At 68.2% G+C, this 18,460-nt stretch carries 19 protein-coding genes and 1 pseudogene; 7 read left to right on the top strand and 13 right to left on the bottom strand.

What is annotated here, in order from left to right; translation table 11 throughout:
• Nucleotides 1–580 (bottom strand): annotated as a pseudogene (locus C665_RS12415) (hypothetical protein); the annotation flags it as partial.
• Between the two features lie 77 nt (nt 581–657).
• Complete coding sequence (locus tag C665_RS12420) at nt 658–1,023, bottom strand: cupin domain-containing protein (protein WP_004312062.1); 366 nt, start codon at nt 1,021–1,023, stop codon at nt 658–660.
• A 246-nt stretch (nt 1,024–1,269) separates the two neighbouring features.
• Here C665_RS12420 and C665_RS12425 point away from each other — a divergent pair, with 246 nt between their 5' ends.
• A complete protein-coding gene (locus C665_RS12425) occupies nt 1,270–1,803 on the top strand; it encodes a hypothetical protein (protein WP_004312063.1) in 534 nt (177 codons plus the stop codon).
• Between the two features lie 122 nt (nt 1,804–1,925).
• Here the strand turns inward: C665_RS12425 and C665_RS12430 are convergent, their stop codons facing one another.
• Nucleotides 1,926–2,351 (bottom strand): nuclear transport factor 2 family protein, encoded by a 426-nt coding sequence (locus C665_RS12430; RefSeq protein ID WP_004312065.1) that lies wholly within the window; start codon nt 2,349–2,351, stop codon nt 1,926–1,928.
• Between the two features lie 106 nt (nt 2,352–2,457).
• Between C665_RS12430 and C665_RS12435 the strand changes: the two genes are divergently transcribed.
• Nucleotides 2,458–3,042, top strand: a complete 585-nt coding sequence (locus tag C665_RS12435) for a DUF2889 domain-containing protein (protein ID WP_004312066.1) — start codon at nt 2,458–2,460, stop codon at nt 3,040–3,042.
• Between the two features lie 37 nt (nt 3,043–3,079).
• Here the strand turns inward: C665_RS12435 and C665_RS12440 are convergent, their stop codons facing one another.
• From C665_RS12440 to C665_RS12465, 6 genes are all read right to left on the bottom strand, one after another.
• Nucleotides 3,080–3,532, bottom strand: a complete 453-nt coding sequence (locus tag C665_RS12440; RefSeq protein ID WP_004312067.1) for a hypothetical protein — start codon at nt 3,530–3,532, stop codon at nt 3,080–3,082.
• Nucleotides 3,533–3,573: 41 nt separating this feature from the next.
• Entirely contained in the window at nt 3,574–3,996 is a 423-nt protein-coding gene (locus C665_RS12445) for a hypothetical protein (RefSeq protein WP_040829175.1), read from the bottom strand.
• Nucleotides 3,997–4,261: 265 nt separating this feature from the next.
• Nucleotides 4,262–5,395: an acyl-CoA dehydrogenase gene (locus tag C665_RS12450; RefSeq protein WP_004312069.1), complete on the bottom strand. Its 1,134-nt coding sequence runs from the start codon at nt 5,393–5,395 to the stop codon at nt 4,262–4,264.
• A gap of 133 nt (nt 5,396–5,528) precedes the next feature.
• A complete protein-coding gene (locus tag C665_RS12455; protein WP_004312070.1) occupies nt 5,529–6,737 on the bottom strand; it encodes an acetyl-CoA C-acetyltransferase in 1,209 nt (402 codons plus the stop codon).
• 46 nt (nt 6,738–6,783) lie between these two features.
• A complete protein-coding gene (can, locus tag C665_RS12460) occupies nt 6,784–7,926 on the bottom strand; it encodes a carbonate dehydratase (RefSeq protein WP_004312071.1) in 1,143 nt (380 codons plus the stop codon).
• Nucleotides 7,927–7,985: 59 nt separating this feature from the next.
• A complete protein-coding gene (locus tag C665_RS12465) occupies nt 7,986–8,453 on the bottom strand; it encodes a PaaI family thioesterase (RefSeq protein WP_004312072.1) in 468 nt (155 codons plus the stop codon).
• Nucleotides 8,454–8,605: 152 nt separating this feature from the next.
• Here C665_RS12465 and C665_RS12470 point away from each other — a divergent pair, with 152 nt between their 5' ends.
• The 3 genes from C665_RS12470 (at nt 8,606) to C665_RS12480 (ending at nt 12,087) form a co-directional block, all read left to right on the top strand.
• On the top strand, nt 8,606–9,640 hold the full coding sequence (locus C665_RS12470) for an MBL fold metallo-hydrolase (protein WP_004312073.1): 1,035 nt from the start codon (nt 8,606–8,608) through the stop codon (nt 9,638–9,640).
• Nucleotides 9,641–9,689: 49 nt separating this feature from the next.
• Entirely contained in the window at nt 9,690–11,513 is a 1,824-nt protein-coding gene (gene phaC / locus C665_RS12475) for a class I poly(R)-hydroxyalkanoic acid synthase (protein WP_004312074.1), read from the top strand.
• Nucleotides 11,514–11,610: 97 nt separating this feature from the next.
• A complete protein-coding gene (locus C665_RS12480) occupies nt 11,611–12,087 on the top strand; it encodes a PIN domain-containing protein (protein ID WP_004312075.1) in 477 nt (158 codons plus the stop codon).
• Nucleotides 12,088–12,096: 9 nt separating this feature from the next.
• Here the strand turns inward: C665_RS12480 and C665_RS12485 are convergent, their stop codons facing one another.
• A complete protein-coding gene (locus tag C665_RS12485; RefSeq protein ID WP_004312076.1) occupies nt 12,097–12,936 on the bottom strand; it encodes a helical backbone metal receptor in 840 nt (279 codons plus the stop codon).
• Nucleotides 12,937–13,207: 271 nt separating this feature from the next.
• On the opposite strand from C665_RS12485, the gene C665_RS12490 reads away from it, so the two are divergent.
• Nucleotides 13,208–14,176, top strand: coding sequence for a TAXI family TRAP transporter solute-binding subunit (locus C665_RS12490; protein WP_004312078.1), 969 nt, complete (start codon nt 13,208–13,210; stop codon nt 14,174–14,176).
• A 123-nt stretch (nt 14,177–14,299) separates the two neighbouring features.
• Nucleotides 14,300–16,906, top strand: coding sequence for a TRAP transporter permease (locus C665_RS12495; RefSeq protein ID WP_004312079.1), 2,607 nt, complete (start codon nt 14,300–14,302; stop codon nt 16,904–16,906).
• Nucleotides 16,907–16,982: 76 nt separating this feature from the next.
• Here C665_RS12495 and C665_RS12500 read toward each other — a convergent pair whose 3' ends face one another.
• The 3 genes from C665_RS12500 to C665_RS12510 all read right to left on the bottom strand — a co-directional run.
• A complete protein-coding gene (locus C665_RS12500) occupies nt 16,983–17,411 on the bottom strand; it encodes a PilZ domain-containing protein (RefSeq protein ID WP_004312080.1) in 429 nt (142 codons plus the stop codon).
• 2 nt (nt 17,412–17,413) lie between these two features.
• The gene (locus tag C665_RS12505; RefSeq protein ID WP_004312081.1) at nt 17,414–18,040 is read right to left on the bottom strand and encodes a thiol:disulfide interchange protein DsbA/DsbL; all 627 of its coding nucleotides are present in this window, start codon (nt 18,038–18,040) and stop codon (nt 17,414–17,416) included.
• Between the two features lie 73 nt (nt 18,041–18,113).
• A partial coding sequence (locus C665_RS12510) for an SPOR domain-containing protein (RefSeq protein WP_004312082.1) occupies nt 18,114–18,460 on the bottom strand: 347 nt, incomplete at its 5' end.

Here is an 18,460-nt window from a genome sequence, read left to right on the forward strand (position 1 = left end):
CGGGCGGCACCACCAGGGGCGCGGGCGGGGAACCCGCCGCTGCGCCGACACCTGGCGCCGCCGGCACAGGCGCGGCCGCGGATGGTGCCGCCCCCGCATCACTCACCGCGACCGCTTCACCAAAGCCATGCCCGTTCCACGCCAGTTGCGCGGCACACTGCGTGCGGGGGTTGCTGCCTGCACCGCAGGCTGCCCCCTGGCGGGCGATCTGCACCTTGGCCGGCTTGCCGGCGAGCACCCGATAGCCGACGAGCCGATCGGAATAGACGCGGCGCGCCGCGTTGCGCGCATCGACGACGAAGATATCCACCCGCCCTGCGCCCCCCGGGCGGAACAGACCCGGCCGGCCGAGGCAGTCGTAATCGCCCTCGGAGAGCAGATAGTCGAGCCGGCCATCGCCCGTGAAATCCTGCGCCACGACGAAACGCCCTGCCCCGGCGCGACCGCCAGCGGCGACGCAGCGCCGGTCGAGCTCGTCCATGTGATCGAGCACCACGTTCGGGATGGGTGGGCGCGCCTGCGCGAAGACCGCCGAAGCGACGCAGAGGCCAAGAACGAGCGAACAGAATCTTGCGGGCATGGCAGCGACCTCCGGGTGGCTTCTGCAGCCTAGACGCTGCACCCGCCACGGGCAAGGCGCCCGCCCGATCGCGCCCCTCAACCCATCTCGCCACGCTTCACGAACACGTAGTGCTTCGCCACCGTCTCCAGCACCTCGAACACCCCGTTGAAGCCCGCCGGGATCACGCACGCCTCGCCCGGCCCGAACTCGCGTGCGAGACCGCCCTCGTCGGTGATGCGGATGCGTCCAGAGAGCACATGGAAGAACTCGTCGGTGTCGTCGGCGAAGGCGATCCGCCACGCGCCCGGCTCGCAGCCCCACAGCCCGGCGGACATGCCGTCGCGCTCGAAGTGGGCCCACGTGGCGCGCTGCGGATTGCCCGCGACCAGGCGCTCGAGGCGAGGGAAGTCGAAGCTCGGTTGCGTCTTTGCGGCGGAAAAGGCGGTGAGCGTCTTGTGCATGGCGGCAACGGGGAGGCAGTGGAGGCCGCATTCTAGCCTCGCTGCCCGATCTGGCGAGCCGGCCCCGACCAGTCAGCTCGCCAACGCACGCTCCAGCCCAAGGCGCACCGCCGTCCTCCTCCATGCCCGACCGCTCGCGCGGCCCCCTGTCCTCGCGCCCCCACCACGTTCCCCCGGCCGGGAGGCCGCCGCGGACTGCGCGCCGGCGGGTCTAGAATGAGCGTATCAGGACCCCAGGCCCCCACAATGAACGCGCCCTTCCTCGCCTTCCTGACCTGGCCGCAACGCTGGCTGCTGTTGGCCGTGCTGCTTGCCCTTTCTGCGCTCTTGTTGTTCGGACGCATCGCAAGCTTGGACGAGTTCATCAAGGCCAGGGGCGAGGGTGGCATCATGGCGCTCCAGTTCGCTGGATCGGCGGCCCGCGCCGCGCATCTCCTCGTCGCCTGGCGCGGCCTGGAGGATCTCTTGCGCTCGCAGACCCGCTGGGACTTCCTCTTCCTGCTGGTCTACCCGGCGGTACTCTCGCTCGCCTGCGCGATGCTGGCCGAGGCGCGAGGCAACCCTCTGCCGACGATCGGGATCTTCGTCGCCTGGCTCGCACTTGCGGCGATACCGCTCGACGCGATCGAGAATCTGGCCACGCTGCGCATGATCGACCACGGTGCGAGCGAACCGCTGGCGCGATGGATCACCGTCTGCGCAACGATGAAATTCGCCATCGTCCTCACTGCCGCCGGCTACCTGCTCGTGGCGGGAATCGCGACACTCTTCCAGCGCTGATGACCCGGCCGGGATCCCGCACCCCCCGCGGCGGGACGGGTGCAGGTCGACACCACAGCACCACGCCGCACGCCCGGATCAGCGACTCGGGGCGCCCCGGTCCGCGCACACCCCTGCAGCCCTTACACCGGTTCCGGCATGCTGTGCCACCAGATGGCACAGCGCGTGCACACGCCACTGCCGAACTCCGCCTTCAACACGCCGTCGAGCACCATGCGTGGCAGCGGGTCGCCCGGCTTGCGCGAGACCAGGTTGGTGCCGGTGGATTGCGCCCAGATCCGGAACAACTCCTCAGAGGCCACCTGGTAGGTGACGTGCCAGTGCGCGATGCCGCCGGCGGGCGAGGTGGCGAGGATCTCGTAGCGCACCTGCACGTCCTCCTGCAGCTTCACGCGCTGCCAGTAGGCGGCGAGTTGCGCATGTCCGCGCTGCACCGCAAAGGGGGTGTTGTGGTATTCGCCATCCTCCGCGAACAGGGCGCAGAACTGCGCCTCGTCGCGTTCCTCCCAGGCCTTCTTGTACCCTTGCATGAATTGTTCGATATCCATCTTTCAGCCTCCTCGCTCTCTTGTTATCGTCCACCTCCCAGCCACGGCAGTATAGGCGCCACGGCGCGCGGGCCACGAGGGCGGAACGGATCAGAGGGCGGACGACATGCTGGGAAACAGCGAACGGGAACGGGTGCACACGCGCCGCATCGTGTGCGAGGCCTTTCGGCGCCGCGACGGGCTGTGGGAAATCGAGGCGACGGTGATCGACGAGAAGGGCGAGGACATGCCCTTCCGCTCTCGTCCGATGGTGCGCCCGGGGCAATCCCTCCACGACATCACGATCGCCGTGCTGATCGATGACGACGCCGTGATCCACGACGTCGCCGCGCGGATGCAGACCGTGCCCTGGGCGGCCTGTCCGGAAAGCCAGGCCGCCTACCGCCGCCTGATCGGGCTGCAGATCGGCGCGGGCTTCATGCGCGAGGTCCGCGAGCGCGTGGGCGGGGTGGCGGGCTGCACCCACCTCACCGACCTGCTCGTGCAGGTCGGCAACACCTACACCCAGGCGATCTGGCCCACGCTGATCGCCCGCCAGTTCGCCGCCGAGCCGGACCCACGAAAATGGACCGACCGCCGCGCGGTCGGCTTCGTCGGCGGCTGCGCAGCGTGGCGGCAAGACGGGGACACACTCAGGCAGGAATATCCGGAGCTGGCGGCGGAGTTCGTCGCGAAGCGGGACGAAACCTGAGGCCAGAACCCGGCAACGCCCACCCGCCGGGCGCAGGTCACACCTTCAGATCGACGACCTGCCCGGGCTGGACGCTCAGCGCAGGCCGGACACCGGCCGCGGGGGTGTACAGGTCAGAGGATGCTGTGGGCGCGGGGATCCGGCCGGATTCCTGCAGCCCAAGCCCCTGGGAAGGGCCCGCCTCGGCCGCATCGGCGAGCCGGCCGACCGCCGCCGATAAGGTCTGCGCCACACGGTCCATGCCACGCACCGAGGCTACCGCTTGCTTGCCGATTTCCGCGCGGGTGCGTGCCTGCCCCGCCTGGGTCTGAAGTTCGTCGGCGCGACGTTGGGCAGTGTCCGCCTCGTCACGCGCGCTCGCAGCCTCCGCGGAGAGCGCGGCCGCCTTGGCCTCGAGCTGTTCGGCACTTCGCCGTGCCTGCTCGCGCGAGAGCTGCGCGCCGACCCAGGAGGCCGTGGAGGCGGAGGATCCGAGACCTTGTATGGACATGATGGCCGGCCCTCAGCGGGCTTGAGCACCGCTGCGGGGACTCAGGTACGCAACACGCCCGGCTCGCGCTGGCCCGGCGCCGTCGGTTGCTCAGGCTGGCTCGGGCGCGCGGAAGCATTGTTGGCGCCCACCTGCGACATCGCCTCGTAGGACGCGAGCGCACGTTGCGCGGAGTAGTTGCTGCGCACGTCGCCATTGGCCGCGGCGGCGCGGGCCTGCTCGACCGCACGTGCCTCGACCGAGCCGCCCTGCGCAGGCGGCTGCGCCACGCCCTCGCCACGCGCGGCCGCGCTCAGCGTGACCACCGCGCTCGGCTGCGCGACCTGGCTTGCCGAGGCGTCACGTGCTGGGGGTTCCTGCGCACGCGCCGCCTGTTCGGGCGCGGCGGCCTGCGCCTGACGCGGCTCGCTTGGCCGCATCAGCTCGCGGGTGACGGAATTCATTGCAGGGGACACGGCTTCCATGACGCTCGCCTCGCTGATCGTTCTTCAAGCTTTTTAGCGCGCCCGGGCCTGCAAGCACAAAGCCATTCATTCGCAGCCCGCTCCGACGCTCCTGCAGCGGATGTTCTCACGAACGCGGCCGCTGCGGCTGTGGCACGGGTCACGACCGCCCGGCAGATTGCCCACGAGGGGCGACGGCGGTGCAGGAAACAGCTTCCCGAGCCGCACAGGACGCAAGGCCGCCCCCCGCCCAGGGAAGCCGGCCTGCAGCCGCGCCAGCGCAGGCTCAGCCCGCCAGCGCGCGCCCGATCACCAGCTTCTGGATGTCGCTGGCGCCTTCGTAGATCTGGCACACGCGCACGTCGCGGTAGATGCGCTCGACCGGGAAGTCGGTGACGTAGCCATAGCCGCCGTGCACCTGGATGGCGTCCGAGCACACGCGCTCGGCCATCTCGGAGGCGAACAGCTTGGCCATCGAGGCCTCCTTGAGGCAGGGGCGGCCCGCGTCCTTCAGGCTGGCGGCGTGCCACACGAGCTGGCGCGCAGCCTCCAGTTGCGTGGCCATGTCGGCGAGGCGGAAGTTGACCGCCTGGTGCTCGAAGATCGGCTTGCCGAAGCTCTCGCGCTCCTGGGCGTACTTGACCGCAGCCTCCAGCGCCGCACGCGCCATGCCGAGGCACTGCGCGGCGATGCCGATACGGCCGGCCTCGAGGTTCGACAGCGCGATCCTGTAGCCCTCGCCTTCCTTGCCGACCACCGAATCCGCGGGGATGCGGCAATCCTCGAAGAGGATCTGGGTGGTGTCGGAGGCCTTCTGCCCCATCTTCTCCTCGATGCGGCCCACCTGGTAGCCGGGCGCATTGGCCGGCACCAGGAAGCAGGTGATGCCCTTCTTGCCGGCGGCCTTGTCGGTCACCGCGAACACGATGGCAACATCGGCGTGCTTGCCGGTGGTGATGAACTGCTTGACGCCGTTCAACACCCACTCGTTGCCGTCGCGGACCGCGCTGGTGCGGATCGCCGAAGCGTCCGAGCCCACATGCGGCTCGGTCAGACAGAAGCAGCCGAGCTTCTCGCCGCGGGCGAGCGGCTTCAACCACGCCTCCTTCTGCGCGTCGCTGCCGAAGCGGTTGAGGATGCCGCAGGGCAGCGAGTTCTGCACGCTGACGATGGTCGAGGTGGCGCCGTCGCCGGCGGCGATCTCTTCCAGCGTGAGCACCAGGCTCATGTAGTCCATGCCGGCGCCGCCCCATTCCTCGGGCACCACCATGCCGAGCGCGCCGAGTTCGGCGAGCTCATTCAGCGCCTCGCGCGGGAAGGTGTGGTTACGGTCCCATTCGGCAGCGAAGGGGGCCAGGCGCTCCTGCGCGAAGGCACGCATGGAGTCGCGGATGAGTTCCTGTTCCTGGGTGAGAATCATTGCACTGCTGTCCTTGTAGAAATCCTTGCTGGTGTGGCGCTGCACGTCGTAGGGGCGCCCCGGCGGGTCGCCCCTAACGAAACGCGGGTCCTGGCAGAGTCGTCTCGCGAGCGGCCGCAGCGCTTGATCCGATTCAGCCGCAGGCCACCGACGAATCGACCTCGATCGCCATCGCGGTGGCTTCGCCGCCGCCGATGCACAGGCTGGCCACGCCGCGCTTGAGGCCGCGCTTGCGCAGCGCGCCGATCAGCGAGACCAGGATGCGCGCGCCCGAAGCGCCGATCGGGTGGCCGAGCGCGCAGGCGCCGCCGTTCACGTTGACCTTGTCGTGCGGCAGCTTCATCTCGTGCATCGCCGCCATGGTGACGACCGCGAAGGCCTCGTTGATCTCCCACAGGTCGACCTGCTCGGTGCTCCAGCCGGCCTTCGCCAGCACTTTCTGCATCGCGCCCACCGGCGCGGTGGTAAACAGCGCCGGTTCCTGCGCATGCGTGGCGTGGCCGATGATGGTCGCGACCGGCTTCACGCCGAGCTTCTCGGCGGTGGACTTGCGCATCAGCACCAGCGCGGCGGCGCCGTCCGAGATGGAGCTCGAGTTGGCCGGCGTAACGGTACCGTCCTTCTTGAACGCCGGCTTGAGCGAGGGGATCTTGTCGATCTGCGCCTTCAGCGGCTGCTCGTCCTTGTCGACCACCACGTCGCCCTTGCGGCTGGCCACGGTGACCGGCACCACCTCCCAGCTGAAGTCGCCGTTGTTGATCGCGGCCTGCGCGCGCGTGGTCGAGGCGATCGCGAACTCGTCCTGGGCCTGGCGGGTGAAGTTGAAGTGGCCGGCGCAATCCTCGGCGAAGGTGCCCATGAGGCGGCCCTTGTTCTCCTTGGAGTAGCTGTCTTCCAGGCCGTCGAGGAACATGTGGTCGAACATCTGGCCGTGGCCGAGGCGATAGCCGGCACGCGCCTTGGGCAGCAGGTAGGGGGCGTTGGACATCGACTCCATGCCACCGGCGACCATGACCTCGTTGCTGCCGGCGAGGATGAGGTCGTGCGCCAGCATGGTGGCCTTCATGCCCGAGCCGCACACCTTGTTGATCGTGGTGCAGCCGGCCGACAGCGGCAGGCCGGCGCCGAGCGCGGCCTGGCGGGCAGGCGCCTGGCCGAGACCGGCGGGCAGCACGCAGCCCATGATCACTTCCTGCACCTGCGCGGGCGCGACGCCGGCACGCTCGACCGCGGCCTTGATCGCGATCGAGCCGAGCTGCGGCGTGGTGAGGCTGGACAGGTCGCCCTGGAAACCACCCAGCGGGGTGCGAGCGACGGAAACGATGACGACGGGATCGGACATGGAACTCTCCTGTTATGGGTGTTGATCGATTCGATTTGCGCGGCGCTCAGTTGCCGAGCGCCTCCAGCGCCGCGACGTAGCGCGGCATGAGATCGTCGGAACGGCTGAGGTTCATCCCGAGGTCGCGGATCAGACCGTCCTGCAGGCCGTAGATCCAGCCATGCACGGTGAGGCGCTGGCCGCGCCGCCAGGCGTCCTGCACGACCACGGTCTGCGCCACGTTGGCCACCTGCTCGATGACGTTGAGCTCGCACAGGCGATCGTGGCGCAGTTCGGGCGCCAGGCCATCGACGGCCTTCAGATGGCGCACATGGACGTCCTGCACGTGGCGCAGCCAAAGATCGACGAGGCCGACGCGCGCACGTTCGAGCGCGGCCTTGACGCCGCCGCAGCCGTAGTGGCCAACGACCATGATGTGCTTCACCTGCAGTACATCGACCGCGTACTGGATCACCGCCAGCGCGTTGAGGTCGGTGTGCACGATCACGTTGGCGATGTTGCGGTGGACGAAGACCTCGCCCGGCAGCAGGCCGACGATCTGGTTGGCCGGCACGCGCGAGTCGGAACAGCCGATCCAGAGGTACTCCGGGGCCTGAAGCTGCGCCAGCTTGCCGAAGAAGCCGGGGTCGAGCTGCTGCATCTGGCGCGACCACGCCTGGTTGTAGTCGAAGAGGTGGAAGAGGTTCTCGTTGCTGACGTCGTCCTCCGACCAGTTCTCCAGGTCCAGGGTCAGGAAGATCGCACCCTCGATCGGCGAGGGGTAGCAGGCGGGCACTTCCTTGAAGCCGAGCTCGCGGTAGAGCTTGACCGCGATCCGCATCGACGGGATGGTGTCGAGCAGGATGCGGCGGTAGCCGAACAGACGCGCCGCCTTGATGGCGGCGAGCGCGAGCTTGCGCCCCACGCCGCCACCACGGAAGGCCGGATCGACGTAGAGCCGCTTCATCTCGCACACGCCCTCGGAGAAGCGGCGGATGCCCACGCAGCCGGCCGGCTTGCCATCGACCTCGGCGTAGAACAGGCGGCCGTCGGCGGCGCCGTAGGCCCCCGGCAGGTTGGCGATCTCGTCGGCGAAGCCCTGGAAGCTCAGGTCCACGCCGAGCCAGGCGGCGTACTGGCGGAAGAAGCCGCGCACGTGCTCGAGCTCGACGGTGTCGTTGGCGCCGAGGGCGCACAGACGGGTGGGCATGGCAGGACTCCGGGAAGGTTCGGGGACGGATCTCTCGGGGGAGGGGGAAGAGCAAGCCTTCAGGCGGCGCGCTCCTTCTTGCCGTGCATGGCCATGATCGTCTGCTGCATCAGCGCACACAAGGTCCACTTGCCGTCGCGGATGGCGAAGACCTCGGCCTTGGTGATGATCAGCGTGCGCCCCGGCTTGACCACCTCGCCGCGCGCCACCAGGCGCTCGCCGTCGGCGGGGGCGACGAGATTGAGCTTGTACTCGACGGTGAGCACGCTGGTGTCGGCCGGGGTCAGGGTGTTGGCCGCGTAGCCCGCGGCCGAGTCGGCGATCATGCCGACCACCCCGCCGTGGACGAAGCCGTGCTGCTGGGAGATCTCCGCCTTGAAGGGCAGGTGGATCTCGGTGTAGCCGGGCTCGACCACCGGAATCTCGGCGCCGATCAGGCGCATTGCCTGCTGCAGGGCGAAGCTGGCGCGCACGCGCTCGGCGTAGCCGGGGTCACGGGGCTGGAACTGGGGCAATTCGGGGCGCATCTTCGTGTCTCCGTCGAGTGTGTAATTATGCCAGCCAATACGTTAACGTTAACGTAATCGATCCCATTCCGGAACGGCCCGACGGCGTGAGCGCCGCCCGCGCACGCCGGTCCGCACGCTGAACGTGCCCGCCCCCCCGTAGAGGAGACCCCATGAGCCCCCCCGACCCCACGGTCCTCGAATACCCCTTCGACAGCCTGCCCTCGCCCGGTCACTCGATCGAGATCGCCCCCGGCCTGCGCTGGGTGCGCATGCGCCTGCCCTTCGCGCTCGACCACATCAACCTGTGGCTGCTCGACGAAGGCGAGGCGCTCGCGGTGGTGGACTGCGGCTTCGCCCGCGACGAGACGCGCGAGGCGTGGGACGCCGTGCTCGCCGCGGACGGCCGGCCACTGCGCCGCGTCGTGGTGACCCACCACCACCCCGACCACATCGGCCTCGCCACCTGGCTGGCCGCGCGCGACGACGCGGCGATCCACATGACCCAGGGCGAGTTCTTCGCCGCCCAGGCAGTGTGGCACCAGCTGCCGGGCTATTGCGCCACCGACATGGTCGAGCAGTTCCGCCGCCACGGCCTCGACGAGATGCGCCGCGACGCCCTGCTGACCCGCGGCAACGCCTACCGCATCGGTGCGCCGCAGGTGCCCGGCCGCTACGAGCGCATGTTTGCCGGCGACGAGTTGCGCATCGGCGCCCATACCTGGCGCGTCATCGTCGGCTTCGGCCACGCACCCGAGCACGCCAGCCTGTACTGCGCGGAGCTCGGCGTGCTGATCGCGGGCGACATGTTGCTGCCGCGCATCTCCACCAACGTCAGCGTTTATGCTGCAACGCCGCATGGCGACGCCCTGGGATGGTTTCTCCACTCATTGCGAGAATTCTGCACCTTGCCCGACGACACGCTCGTGCTACCATCACATGGCAAACCTTTCAAGGGTATCCGGGCACGCGTGGAGCAGCTCGTCGAGCATCATCGCGAACGTTGCGAGGTGCTTGTGGCGGCTTGTGCCATGCCGCAAAGCGCCGCAGCATTGCTGCCGACGCTGTTTCCGCGCGAGCTCGATACCCATCAGGTCATGTTCGCCATGGGGGAAGCGATCGCTCACCTCAACCATCTCGAGAAGAGGGGAGAGCTCTCGAGACGCGTCGATGCGGACGGCCTGATCCGTTTCACCCATTGTCCGTAACATTGTCCGCAACAGACCGCCCCGCCGCAAAAACAGGAGCCCGAACAAGATGGCCGCACCCAGCAACGAGACCCCCGCCTGCGACCTGCCCGACCCGCAGGAAGTCGCCAAGACCTATGCCGAAGTCGCCCGCCGCGCCTCGCACCTGATCAGCGACCACGTGCACCGCCAACTCAAGAAGGGCGTGAGCACCCCCGCCGACGAGCTCGGCATCGCCCAGGCCTTCATGGACATGATGGCCAAGCTGCTGGCCAACCCGTACAAGCTCGCCCAGGCGCAGATGAATCTGGTGTGGGACTACTTCTCGCTGTGGCAGCACTCGATGATGCGTGTCGCCGGCCTGAGCGCCTCGCCCGTCGCCGCCCCCGAGAAGAGCGACAAGCGCTTCAAGGACGAGGAGTGGGAGCAGCACTTCCTGTTCGACTTCATCAAGCAGTCCTACCTGATCGCCGCGCGCCACATCCACGACACCGTCAGCGGCGTCGACGGCCTCGACGAGCAGACGCAGAAGAAGGTCACCTTCTACACCCGCCAGTATATCGACGCGCTGTCGCCGTCGAACTTCGCGATGACCAACCCCGAGGTCTTCCGCGAGACGGTCAAGAGCCACGGCCAGAACCTGCTCAAGGGCCTCAACAACCTGCTGCGCGACGTCGAGGACGGCGGCGGCAACCTGCGCGTCAAGATGACCGACACCTCGGCCTTCGAGCTGGGCAAGAACGTCGCCACCACGCCGGGCAAGGTCGTTTTCCAGACCGAGATGATGCAGCTGCTGCAGTACACCCCGAGCACCGAAAAGGTCCTCAAGAAGCCGCTGCTGATCGTGCCGCCCTGGATCAACAAGTTCTACATCCTCGACCTGCGCGAGAAGAACTCCTACATCAAGTGGGCAGTGGACCAGGGCCACACCGTGTTCGTGATCTCCTGGGTCAACCCCGACGAGCGCCTGGCGCAGAAGAGCTTCGACGCCTACGTCAAGGAAGGCGTCATCGCCGCCCTCGACGCGATCGAGCGCCAGACCGGCGAGAAGGAAGTGAATGCCGCGGGCTATTGCCTGGGTGGGACCCTGCTGGCGACCACGCTCGCCTACCTCGCCGCCAAGCGCCAGAAGCGCATCCTCTCGGCGACCTTCTTCACCACCATGACCGACTTCACCGATCCGGGCGAACTCGGCGTGTTCATCGACGAAGGCCAGGTTTCCAGCCTCGAGAAGAAGATGTTCGAGCGCGGCTACCTGGAAGGCTCGGAGATGGCCGGCACCTTCAACATGCTGCGCGCCAACGACCTCATCTGGTCCTTCGTGGTCAACAACTACCTGCTCGGCAAGGATCCGTTCCCGTTCGACCTGCTGTACTGGAACTCGGACTCGACCCGCATGCCGGCGGCCATGCACAGCTTCTACCTGCGCACGATGTACATGGAAAACCGCCTGATCGAGCCGGGCGGCATCGAGATCGACGGCACCCCGATCGACCTCGGCAAGATCAAGGTGCCGTGCTACTTCATTTCCACGATCGAGGATCACATCGCGCCGTGGAAGAGCACCTACATGGGCGCCCGTCGCTTCGGCGGCCCGACCCGCTTCGTGCTCGGCGGCTCCGGCCATATCGCCGGCATCGTGAACCCGCCCGCCGCCAACAAGTACGGCTACTGGCTCAACCCGAGCGCGAAGCTCGCCGAGACCGCCGACGCCTGGCTGGAAGGCGCTCAGCAGCACCCGGGCTCGTGGTGGACCGACTGGCAGGCCTGGGTCACCGCACACGACAGCGAGCAGACCGAGGCGCGCGATCCGGTGAACGGCAAGCTCGAGGTCCTCGAAGACGCCCCGGGCAGCTTCGTCAAGATCCGCATCGACGCCAAGGCCGCCGCCTGAGCCTTGTCGCGACGAGTACGGGGAGGGGAAGCCCTCCCCGTTTTTCGTTCACCACGCTGCATCGCCGCGCCGGCGACCCGGCTCACCCACTGCGAACGTGACCGAACCCTCCTCGCAAGCCCCCCTGCCGCCCACCCTCGTGCTCGACACCAACACGGTGCTCGCGCTGTGGATGTTCCGCGACCCCGCGCTCGAGGCATTACGCGCGTGGATCGACGCAGGATCGTGCCGCCTGGTCTCGCGTGCAGATGCGCTGGAAGAGTTGCGCCGCGTGCTCGCCTATGCGCAGTTCGGTCTCGACCCGGGCCGCCAGGATGGCCTGCGCGCACGCTACATCGACCGCATCGCAGTGCTGGCGGACGATGCCGACGCCGGCACGCTCCCCAGCTGTCGCGACCCCGACGACCAGAAGTTCCTCGAAATCGCCGGCGCCGCCGGCATGGCGACGCTGATCACCCGCGACAAAGCCCTGTTGCGCCTGGCGCGCCACCGCCTCGTACGCGAGCGCTTCGCCATCCTCACCCCGGAACGAGTGCAGCACACGCTCGCACAGCCGCGCGCAACGCCGGCCTGAGCCCCCGGCTCACGCCAGCCCGCGCCGCAGCGCCATCAGCCAGCGCAGGCCGCGCGCGGCACGGCTACCGTACCACGACACCATCTCGCCATCGACCAGCAGCGCCGGGCGCGCAGCCAGGCGCGCGACCTCGGCGAGATGCGCCGCGCGGAAGCGGTAGGGCTCGGTGGACAGCAGCACGCGCTCGACTCCGGCGAGCCAGGGCGCATTCCAGTCGAAGGCGGGATAGCGCGCCGCTCCGGTCTCGCCACCTTCCACCGCTGGCAGGGTGCTCCAGCCGACCTCGGCGAGCGTGGCGGCGATGTAGGTGTCGCGCGCCACCGTCATCCAGGGCTCGCGCCAGATCAGGTAGAGCACGCGCTCGCCGGCGAGCGCCGCGCGCAACGCCGCGGCCTCGTCGAGCACTGCGCGCAGTTCGTGGGCGAGCCGGGCGGCGGCTCCTTCAGCGCCGAAGACGCCGCCGAGCAGCGCGAAGAGGACCAGGTTGTCCTGCGGCGTGTTGGGATGAGTGACGACGATGTGGGGCACGAAGGCGGCGAGCGCGTCGACGGTCTCGCGGCGGTTCTCGTCCATGTTGACGAGAACATGCGTGGGCGCGAGCTCGCGGATGCGCGCGAGATTGACGTCCTTCGTCCCGCCGACCTTGGGAACGGCGCGCAAGGCCTCGCGCGGATGTACGCAGAAGCCGGTGCGCCCGACGAGGCGCTCGCCCAGGCCGAGGTCGAACACCAGTTCGGTCAGGGAGGGCACCAGGGAGACGATGCGCGCGTCCGCGCCGGCGGGCGAATGCAGCCGCCCGGCAGCGTCGATCCAGGTCGGGCACCCGTCCTGTGAAGCCTTGGAATGCATGGTCGATGCTCGGATGAAACGTGCGGAGCCGCATCTTATCGCGCCACACCCTCCCGCCCTCGCACCCTGCGGGGAATTCATGCGCAAGCCGCGCACCTCGGGAAATCCCGAGTGCAGGCAGGAATCGTTTTGTGCCAAGCTTGGCCATCCTTGGTGGGCGCTCGTGGCCGCTTTCGCGGCCACCCGGCTCCCGCCCCGATCCGCAGCACGTGTCCTCCCTGTCGGCGCCCCTTCGGCCAGCCGGCGTTCCACCTTCACGGAGAAAGCTCACATGAAAAGACTGACTGCCCTGGCTGCCGCCTTCGCAATCGCCGGCTCGCTCGGCGCCGCCCCCGCGCACGCCCAGCAGAAGTTCATCACGATCGGTACCGGGGGTGTCACGGGCGTCTACTACGCCGCGGGCGGCGCGATCTGCCGCCTGATCAACAAGGACCGCGCCCAGCACGGCGTGCGCTGCTCGGTCGAAAGCACCGGCGGTTCGGTGTACAACGTGAATACCATCAAGGCCGGCGAACTCGACTTCGGCGTCTCGCAGTCGGACATCCAGTACAACGCGCTCAAGGGCGAGGTCCAGTTCAAGGACGGCGGCGCCTTCGCAGACCTGCGCTCGGTGTTCTCGCTGCATGGCGAGCCGCTGACCGTGCTGGCGCGCAAGGAAGCCAACATCGGCAAGATGGAGGACTTCAAGGGCAAGCGCTTCAACATCGGCAACCCGGGTTCGGGCCAGCGCGCGACCCTCGAGGTGCTTCTGCCGGCGATGGGCATGAGCTTCGCCGACTTCTCGCTCGCCTCCGAGCTCAAGCCCGACGAGCACGGCGCCGCGCTATGCGACAACAAGATCGACGGCTTCGCCTTCGTGGTCGGCCACCCGGCGGCCAACATCCAGGACCCGACCACCACCTGCGGCGCCAAGCTGGTGCCGATCACCGGCGCGGGCGTGGACAAGATCCTCGCCCAGTACCCCTACTTCGCTCCGGTCACCATCCCGGGCGGCATGTATGCCAACAACCCGGATGCGACCAAGACCTTCGGCGTGGTGGCGAGCATCGTGACCTCGGCCAAGGTGCCGGTGGAGTCGGTCTACATCATGGTCAAGGCGGTGTTCGAGAACTTCGAGGACTTCAAGAAGCTGCACCCGGCCTTCGCCAACCTGCAGCCGCAGGACATGATCAAGAACGGCATGTCGGCCCCGCTGCACGAGGGCGCGGTGAAGTACTACAAGGAAAAGGGCTGGATGTAAGTCCACCGCTTGCCACATCCCTGGCGAGCAAGCCCGATGTCACGAGAACGGCGGCGGTCCCGAGGCCCTCGCCGTTTTCTTTCCATCGTCCGTCGAATGCGGACTTTCACGACGAGGTAGGCCATGGCCAGCCCGGAAAAACAAGAACACGGTTTCGAGCTCACCGACGAACAGCTCCGCCAGATCGTCGCCGAGGCCGACACGGGTGGGCGCAAGCCGACCGGATGGCCGGCGCGGCTCATCGTGCTGGTCGCGCTGGCATGGTCCCTGATGCAGCTCTGGATCGCCTCGCCGCTGCCGTTCTCGCTCGGCATGTTCGTCTTCAACGACACCGAGGCGCGCTCGATCCACCTCGCACTGGCCGTGTTTCTCGCCTTTCTCGCCTACCCGGCACTGAAGCGCTCTCCACGCGACCGGATCCCGCTCGGGGACTGGGTACTTGCAGCGGTCGGGGCGTTCTGCATGGGCTACCTGTTCCTCTTCTACAGGGAACTGGCCGCCCGCCCCGGCCTGCCGACCACGACGGACCTCGCGGTCGCCGTGTGCGGCCTGATCCTGCTGCTCGAAGCCGCACGCCGCGCACTCGGCCTGCCCATGGTCGTGCTGTCGGTGGTGTTCATCGGCTACGTCTTTCTGGGCCCCTACATGCCCGAGATGATCGCCCACCGCGGCGCCTCGCTGGCGAAGGGGATGAGCCACCTGTGGCTGACCACCGAGGGCGTGTTCGGGGTGGCCCTCGGGGTATCGACCAGCTTCATCTTCCTTTTTGTGCTGTTCGGCTCCCTGCTCGAGACCGCGGGCGCCGGCAACTACTTCATCAAGTCGGCGATCTCGCTGCTCGGGCATCTGCGCGGCGGCCCGGCCAAGGCCGCCGTGGTGGCTTCCGCGAGCACGGGATTGATCTCCGGCTCCTCGATCGCCAACGTCGTCACCACCGGCACCTTCACGATCCCGCTGATGAAACGCGTGGGGTATGCGCCCAAGAAGGCGGCGGCGGTCGAGGCCGCGGCCTCGGTCGATGGCCAGATCATGCCGCCGGTCATGGGCGCTGCGGCCTTCCTGATGGTCGAGTACGTGGGCATTCCCTACACCGAGGTCATCAAGCATGCCTTCCTGCCGGCGCTGATCTCCTACATCGCGCTCTTCTACGTGGTGCACCTCGAGGCGCTCAAGGCCGACATCCGCGGGCTGCCGCGCCGGGTGACGAAATCCGCCGGACATCGCCTGCTGTCCTTCGGCCTCACCGTGTCGGGCCTGATCGTCCTTGCCGGGGCGGTCTATTACGGCATGGGCTGGATCAAGGCGCTGGCAGGCGACGCCTCGGCGATCATCGTCGCGGTGCTCATGTTCGGCTGCTACATCGGCCTGCTGTGGTACGCGACGCGGCACCCCGAGCTGCACATGGACGACCCCAGCAGCCCCCTGACCGAGCTGCCGGAGACCGGCCCGACGCTGAAGACGGGCCTGTACTACCTGCTGCCGGTGGTCGCGCTGATCTGGAACCTGATGGTGGAGGAGCTCTCGCCTGCGCTGTCGGCGTTCTGGGCGACCCTGTTCATGATCTTCATCCTGGTCACGCAGCGCCCGCTCAAGGCGATCTTCCGCAACACCGGCAACGTGGGTGAGGCAACCCGGCAGGGCTTCGCCGACCTCCACACCGGCCTGGTCACCGGGGCGCGCAACATGATCGGCATCGGCATCGCGACCGCGACCGCCGGCATCATCGTCGGCACCGTCACGCTGACCGGTGTCGGCCTGGTGCTCACCGAGTTCGTCGAGGCGGTGTCTGGCGGCAATCTGATGGTGATGCTGGTCATGGTCGCGGTCATCTGCCTGATCCTCGGCATGGGCCTGCCCACCACGGCGAACTACATCGTGGTGTCGACCCTGATGGCGCCGGTCGTGGTCGAGGTCGGCGCGCAAAGCGGCCTGCTCGTCCCGCTGATCGCGGTGCATATGTTCGTCTTCTACTTCGGCCTGATGGCCGACGTCACCCCACCGGTCGGCCTCGCCTCCTACGCCGCCGCGGGGATCGCACGCTGCGACCCGATCGCTGCGGGCGTGCAGGCCTTCCTGTACTCGATGCGGACGGCGATCCTGCCCTTCATGTTCATCTTCAACACCCAGTTGCTGATGATCGGCGTCGATTCGGTGTGGCTGTTCGCCCTGACGGTATCGAGTGCGATCGTGGCGAACCTGATGTTCGCGGCGGCCACCCAGGGCTGGTTCATCACCCGCAACCGCGTGCACGAGTCGATCCTGCTGTTGCTGGTGACCTTCACGCTGTTCCGCCCGGGCTTCTGGATGGACATGCTGTACCCACCCTATCAGGAGCTGCCGGCCTCGGAGCTGACCCGCCTGGTCGAGGAGGCTCCACGCAACGACAACCTGCGCATCTGGGTGGAGGGGATTTCGCTCGAGGGCGAGGAAGTCTCGAAAGGCATGCTGCTTCCGCTCGGCGACACTGCGCCCAGCGCCAGGGAGCGCCTGGGCAGGGTCGGGCTGACCTTGATGAGCCTTGGAGATGAAGTCCAGGTCGCCGCGGTGCGCTTCGGGAGCCAGAGCGAGAAGCTGGGGCTGGAGCAGGGGTACAAGATCGCCCGCATCGAGGTACCGTCCGTCGACCGTCCGTCGAGGGAATGGATGTTCGTGCCCGCGCTCGCGCTGCTGGGCTTCGTCTGGTTCGCGCAGACTCGCCGCGCGCGACGGCAGCAGCCCACGCGCGCCTGAAAGACCGTGGGGGACGGACGTCGCTACCTCCAGAGCGACGTCCGTCCCCCACGACTGCCGGGCACGTCAGGAAGTTTCAGATCAGCGACGGCCCCTCGACGATTGCCGCCGCGTCCTTCTCGCTGATGCGCACGCTCGCGTTCATGATCACCAATGCGATCAGCCAGTCGCGCAAGCGCTCGGCGCCATCGCCCTCGAGCGCGCGGAAGCGGCAGCCCGCCTGCCCGCTCGCAGCGATGAAATTCACCGCCTGCGCCCGACCGCGGATGTGGTCGGGAACGCCCTCGCGCTGCAGCACGAAGTCGAAAGGCTCGCCGCCCGCCGGAGGCGTTTCGGCGGCGATGGCGAAACCATCGACCGAGATGTCGCGCAGCTCAATGCGCTCGTCGCCGATCATCACCCAGAACCAAGGCTGGCCACGGCGCTGGGCCAGGAAGCGCTGAATGCGGCGGCGCTCGGCGGCCTCGACCGCCTGCGGCACGGCGCTGGCGCCACGATCGCTCATCTTCAGCCGCGCTCCTTGCGTACGCGGGCGATCAACTCGTCGGCGACCTTGAGCGTATTCTCGTGGCTGCCGGTGAGCGAGGCCGAGGTCAGGTAGCGTCCGCCGACCACCATGGACGGCACGCCCTGGATCTTCATCGCGCGCACGAGCTGATCGGCGCGCTGCACCATCGAGCCCACGCCGAAGGACTTGTAGGTCTCGACAAACTTGGCCGCATTGCCCACCTTGCCTGCGATCCATTCGGACACCTGCTGCTCGTTGAACAGCGGGCGCTTGTCGTCCTGCACCGCGGCGAAGATCGCCGGCTCGAGCGCTGCAAGATCACCGGTGATCTGCGCTGTGTAGAACAGACGCGCCAGGCCGCCCAGCTGGGCGTTGCTCCAGACCGCCGGCACCGCGCGGAAGGCGACGTCCGCGGGTAGCTTCTTCTTCCACGCGGTGATCAGCGGATGAAAGTCGCGGCAGTGCGGGCAGCCGTAGTGGAAGAACTCGAGCACCTCGATCTTCGAGGGATCGTCCGCCTTCTGTGCCGGCTCGATGATCTGGAAGGGCTCGTTCGCCTGCACGACCGAGGCGGCGGGAAGGGCGAGGGCCAGGCCGGCCAGCTTGAGGGCATCACGACGATTCATGCGGAACTCCTTTGACTGAGGCTGGGTGAGACGCGGACGGCGCACGGACGTTCAATCCGCAGCGTGTCCAGGCTCACTGGTTGCGGCTCACCGAGGCATTGAAACCCGCATCGGAGAGGCGGGCCCGCATCGGGTTCATGTCCTCGGGCTTGGCGAAGGGGCCGACGCGCACGCGGTGCACGATGCGCCCGTCGGGCAGCTGGGTGCGCTGCGCGCTCGCCTGGATGCCCGAGAGCGCCAGCCGCGCCTTGAGGTTGTCCGCTTCGGACGGGTTCTCGAACGAGCCCACCTGCAGGTAGATGCGCTCGTTGCGCTGGGGCGCGGGCGGCGTCACCGCCGCGGGCTGCGGCGAGGCCTCGAACACCGGCGCGGGGGCCTGCTGCGCGGGCACGGGCGGGGGCGGCGCCTGCACCTGGGGCG

It is taken from the genome of Thauera aminoaromatica S2, assembly GCF_000310185.1.
In the GTDB taxonomy this organism is placed as follows: Bacteria; Pseudomonadota; Gammaproteobacteria; order Burkholderiales; family Rhodocyclaceae; genus Thauera; species Thauera aminoaromatica.

Excerpts from the sequence above, each read along its gene's own strand:
- C665_RS12420 (WP_004312062.1), bottom strand. The coding sequence starts at position 1,023 with ATGCACAAGACGCTCACCGCCTTTTCCGCCGCAAAGACGCAACCGAGC.
- C665_RS12425 (WP_004312063.1), top strand. The coding sequence starts at position 1,270 with ATGAACGCGCCCTTCCTCGCCTTCCTGACCTGGCCGCAACGCTGGCTG.
- C665_RS12430 (WP_004312065.1), bottom strand. The coding sequence starts at position 2,351 with ATGGATATCGAACAATTCATGCAAGGGTACAAGAAGGCCTGGGAGGAA.
- C665_RS12435 (WP_004312066.1), top strand. The coding sequence starts at position 2,458 with ATGCTGGGAAACAGCGAACGGGAACGGGTGCACACGCGCCGCATCGTG.
- C665_RS12440 (WP_004312067.1), bottom strand. The coding sequence starts at position 3,532 with ATGTCCATACAAGGTCTCGGATCCTCCGCCTCCACGGCCTCCTGGGTC.
- C665_RS12445 (WP_040829175.1), bottom strand. The coding sequence starts at position 3,996 with ATGGAAGCCGTGTCCCCTGCAATGAATTCCGTCACCCGCGAGCTGATG.
- C665_RS12450 (WP_004312069.1), bottom strand. The coding sequence starts at position 5,395 with ATGATTCTCACCCAGGAACAGGAACTCATCCGCGACTCCATGCGTGCC.
- C665_RS12455 (WP_004312070.1), bottom strand. The coding sequence starts at position 6,737 with ATGTCCGATCCCGTCGTCATCGTTTCCGTCGCTCGCACCCCGCTGGGT.
- can (WP_004312071.1), bottom strand. The coding sequence starts at position 7,926 with ATGCCCACCCGTCTGTGCGCCCTCGGCGCCAACGACACCGTCGAGCTC.
- C665_RS12465 (WP_004312072.1), bottom strand. The coding sequence starts at position 8,453 with ATGCGCCCCGAATTGCCCCAGTTCCAGCCCCGTGACCCCGGCTACGCC.
- C665_RS12470 (WP_004312073.1), top strand. The coding sequence starts at position 8,606 with ATGAGCCCCCCCGACCCCACGGTCCTCGAATACCCCTTCGACAGCCTG.
- phaC (WP_004312074.1), top strand. The coding sequence starts at position 9,690 with ATGGCCGCACCCAGCAACGAGACCCCCGCCTGCGACCTGCCCGACCCG.
- C665_RS12485 (WP_004312076.1), bottom strand. The coding sequence starts at position 12,936 with ATGCATTCCAAGGCTTCACAGGACGGGTGCCCGACCTGGATCGACGCT.
- C665_RS12490 (WP_004312078.1), top strand. The coding sequence starts at position 13,208 with ATGAAAAGACTGACTGCCCTGGCTGCCGCCTTCGCAATCGCCGGCTCG.
- C665_RS12495 (WP_004312079.1), top strand. The coding sequence starts at position 14,300 with ATGGCCAGCCCGGAAAAACAAGAACACGGTTTCGAGCTCACCGACGAA.
- C665_RS12500 (WP_004312080.1), bottom strand. The coding sequence starts at position 17,411 with ATGAGCGATCGTGGCGCCAGCGCCGTGCCGCAGGCGGTCGAGGCCGCC.
- C665_RS12505 (WP_004312081.1), bottom strand. The coding sequence starts at position 18,040 with ATGAATCGTCGTGATGCCCTCAAGCTGGCCGGCCTGGCCCTCGCCCTT.